The 3705-nt window shown below is 64.9% G+C and carries 5 protein-coding genes; 3 read left to right on the top strand and 2 right to left on the bottom strand.

Annotated features, from left to right (window positions below):
• Positions 1-263: 263 nt before the first annotated feature.
• Complete coding sequence (locus tag AB0F81_RS50785; RefSeq protein ID WP_360211597.1) at positions 264-521, bottom strand: hypothetical protein; 258 nt, start codon at positions 519-521, stop codon at positions 264-266.
• Positions 522-869: 348 nt separating this feature from the next.
• Entirely contained in the window at positions 870-1343 is a 474-nt protein-coding gene (locus AB0F81_RS50780; RefSeq protein ID WP_360211595.1) for a tyrosinase family oxidase copper chaperone, read from the bottom strand.
• Positions 1344-1747: 404 nt separating this feature from the next.
• On the opposite strand from AB0F81_RS50780, the gene AB0F81_RS50775 reads away from it, so the two are divergent.
• From AB0F81_RS50775 to AB0F81_RS50765, 3 genes are all read left to right on the top strand, one after another.
• Positions 1748-2185, top strand: a complete 438-nt coding sequence (locus AB0F81_RS50775; protein WP_360211593.1) for a tyrosinase family oxidase copper chaperone — start codon at positions 1748-1750, stop codon at positions 2183-2185.
• A 92-nt stretch (positions 2186-2277) separates the two neighbouring features.
• Entirely contained in the window at positions 2278-3057 is a 780-nt protein-coding gene (locus AB0F81_RS50770; protein ID WP_360211591.1) for a tyrosinase family protein, read from the top strand.
• 219 nt (positions 3058-3276) lie between these two features.
• A complete protein-coding gene (locus AB0F81_RS50765; protein WP_360211589.1) occupies positions 3277-3657 on the top strand; it encodes a hypothetical protein in 381 nt (126 codons plus the stop codon).
• Positions 3658-3705: the final 48 nt, after the last annotated feature.

The following is a 3705-nucleotide window of genomic DNA, read 5'->3' as shown; positions in this document are numbered from 1 at the left end:
GAAAGTCGCTCCATCCCCATGCCTGCCCAACGAACGATCACGGCCTATGACCTGCGCAAACGTGAACTATCCCCTTAGAGGATCAGATGCCCTCTTAACGCAACGGAGCCCGTGCGGCCCCGCACGGAGACCCGGGCCAGCATCTGATCCTGACCTTCGACACTCCGGAGGACGTGGGCCCGATGATCCGGCAGCAACATCCTCGCCTGGGAGGTCGGCGAGCGCCGCCGAGGCAACGGGCCCGGGTCCGGGCAGCTGAACGCCTACGGCGGGTAGCGCTGTTGACGGCGATGCTCGATGCCTGGGAGCAGGCAAGCGCCGACGAGGTGATCGAACGCATCGAACTTGAAGGCGGCGATCCACGGACCAAGATCGCGCGCGCCGGGCTCCTTACGTTCTCCACGACCGTCTGTTGCCGATCTCGCGATCCGCGACTGGGCCCGGCGCGACGCGACGGTCGCCGAGCTCCTACGGCGGGTGGACAACCGGCGGATGGCTCTCCTTCGCGAGATGATCAGCACCCTCTGCTCCGACCGGACGAGATGGAGGCCGCAGTTTGCTCGATCCCGTATCCAGGCTCGGGCGCACGCCGTGTCGCGACCTTGAAGACGTGGAAGTTGCTGAGTAAGCCGCGCTGCGGCCTCATCCCGGGCAGTTCGGGAGCGCCGATGCCGGTGCGACAGCGGGACATGACTTTTCCCTGGGCTTGCGAAAGGGCTTGGTCGGCGCCCAGCGACCGTGGCATGCCCTGGTCACCCGATACGCGAAGAGAGCAGCGATCTGCAGGGCATCACTACTGCTTCTTGCCGCCCTCATGTGGCTTCCATGAGGGCCAGGAAACGGCCTATAAGGTATTTGCCTGCCGCGGCTCAGCGGGGTGTTGTGGTACCCCTTGTCGCTGAGGTGGTGTGACCGAACTGCGGGCAGTGTGCCACCGGCTCCGTCGGGGCGACCATGTCCAGGTCACCGAGGACTCGGACCGACGCCTTGGTGATGGCCCGAAGGCCGCGCTCCGCTTGGTAACCCTGCAGGGCGCTGGTGTAAGAACCGCCGCCGGCCGGATAGAGCACCAATTGCCTGCCGTCGATGTAAGCGCACGCTGAATCGTCGTGCCCCCAGCCCATGATGTGGTGTCCGCGATAGGTCTCGAAGAACCCGGGCTTGTGCGTGTGGGCAACGGCCGCTCCCGCGTCGCCGCGCTCCGCCGGCCGGGCGGTAGGAGCGGCGCTGACCGACCCGCCGATGGCCATCACACCGACGGAGACAGCCGCGATGGCGATCGATCGGCCGGTCAACCCTCGGATCTTCGGCTGCTGTCTATTCTGTCGCATGAAAATCACCATCCAACACGCCAATTATCGACGTTGGAATCAGAAGTCGGCCCGCGTTTACGGCGCCCTGGTCCATCCTACCCCCGTAACGACTCTCGCGATGGTGTGCTGAACAGCTACGACCGCCGGCGACGAACCTGGGTTCACCCAGAAGGATTGCCGCCGCCCGCGGCCGGACATCGGACCGGACCGCCCTCCGGTAGTCCTTTCGGCGACAGCGCGCCGCCTATTGTCCTGCGCCGGGCTGATACAGGGTGCGTGCCCAGCATTCGATGTGGTCCCATGGGTAGGCGCCGCAGGGAGTCAGCCGATGGCTTCGATAACTGCTCCGGCTCAGTGAATCCGGCGGGTGACGTCCAGGAGCCACGAGCACCCACCGTGCGGCAATTTCTCGGAAGAGGATTCCTATGCCCGAAATGAATCGACGCGACGTCCTGCGCTACGGCGCAGCCGGGGCCGTGACCACCGCTACCGCCCTTGTCGGCGCGCAGGGGATAGCTTCCATGGGTCCCGCCGCGGGACGACCAAAAGCTGCCGCAGACGACCCACGGGACTTCGACGAGGTCTACAAGGGGAAAAAGATCAAGGGCAAGCACAACGCCCGCGGCAAAGACGAATTGCACATCAACAACAAGAAGCTGGCACTCACCACCATCAACACCCTGTTCATCCCGGAAGACGGATCCGCGCCGCACGTGGGCGTGGGCTACATCAGCGCCATCAACCACTACGACCCGGTGGAAATCGATAACGGTAAGCACAAGGACGGCCTCAAGAAGCTCGCCAAGAAAGTTGTCGACATTCTGGGGGATCTCGAGCTGAGCGACGAGGCCGGGAAAGAGCATATCCACTGAACCTCGCCAGCCTCAGCCTCGCCGTCAAGTTTTCCTTCCTCAATGTGAGAGGCGACTGACCAATGGCCGTCGTACGTAAGAGCATCTCTGACATGACCAGCGCGGAGAAGACCGCGTTCATCAACGCTCTGCGCCAGTTCAAGACCACATCGACCAACGGCCGTAACTACAACTGGTACATCGACCAGCACATCACCTTCTTCGCGCGCACCTCCGACAACATCAGCCATGCTCACCAGTCGCCGTCGTTCTTCCCATGGCACCGGGAGTACCTGCGGCTGTTGGAACTGGACCTGCAGACGGTCAGCGGCAACCCGGACCTGTTCATGCCGTACTGGGACTGGACCGGGGCGACTTCGCCGTTCACCGCCGACTTCCTCGGCTCTATCACCAACGGCAGCGTCTCCAGTGGCAACTTCAGCCCATCCTGGGGTTGGACGGTCTACCGCAGCAGCATCGCTACCAGCTACCTGCAGCGCCGGCTGGGCCAGAACGCCAGCCGGCCTACCGCCACCACGGTGAACACGGTGCAGAACTACACGGTGTACGACCAGTCGCCGTGGAACTCGACCGTCTCGAACAGCTATCGCAACCGCAACGAGATCGAACTGCACAACCGTGTGCACAACTATGTCGGCGGGCACATGGGTACCCGCGAGGCGCCGAATGACCCGGCATTCTGGCTGCATCACTGCAACATCGACCGCCTGTGGTGGCTGTGGCAGGGTGTTCGGGGCATCGACACCTACCAGCCGCGGACCGGTAGCACCTCCAGCGTCATCGACAACACCGAGGCCATGCGCCCGTTCGGCGCCGGTCGCACCCCATCGGCCGTACGTGACATCAACACCCTCGCCTACAGCTACGCCTGACAAAGGCTGTTCGCAAGCCGGAGACGCTGCCAGCTGTTGATTGGCGCTCGCCAGGGGTCGAAGCCGGATACCCAGCGGTTGATGATCCCGGGCGAACGCCACGGTAAGAGGCCTGCCCGGTGACCGACGGGGCTTCGACCGGCATACGGCCACGCCGGCGCGGCGAAGCCGACGGCCGGCCAGGTTCGCGCCGCGGTCAACCCTGGCGTGAACATGTTCATGGAACCGAACACCGCCGCGCGGTTCGAGGCCCTGTCGAAGGTGGAAGTTGCCGCCATGCGGATCTCCATGGCCCGGATCAACGACGCCGTCTCGCGGGTCCTGACCAGCAAGTTCCAGCTCGGGCTGTTCGACCAGCCGTACGCCTCGCTGGCCCGCACCAGCGTCGTCGGCAGCTCAGCACGTCGTGAAGACCGACGGCAGGTAGCGGATGGCGCCGACCCCCAATCACCCGGATCCCGGGCGATCCGGCACCGCAGCAGCCGCGCGTACCCAGCGCAGGTGGTGGCGCAGACGCCAACCTTCTGTTCGACCCACCGCCCCGATCCGGTCCCGCTACCGGAATGCGGGCCAGTGCTCCGGCCTTCAGGCCGGGGGTGAAGGCCCGCGCTGGGAGGGCCGCCAGGCCCGAGCAGTGCCTTAACCCGG

Source organism: Actinoplanes sp. NPDC024001 (assembly GCF_040638955.1).
GTDB lineage: Bacteria > Actinomycetota > Actinomycetes > Mycobacteriales > Micromonosporaceae > Actinoplanes.
This window is presented reverse-complemented; position numbering and strand designations above follow the sequence as displayed.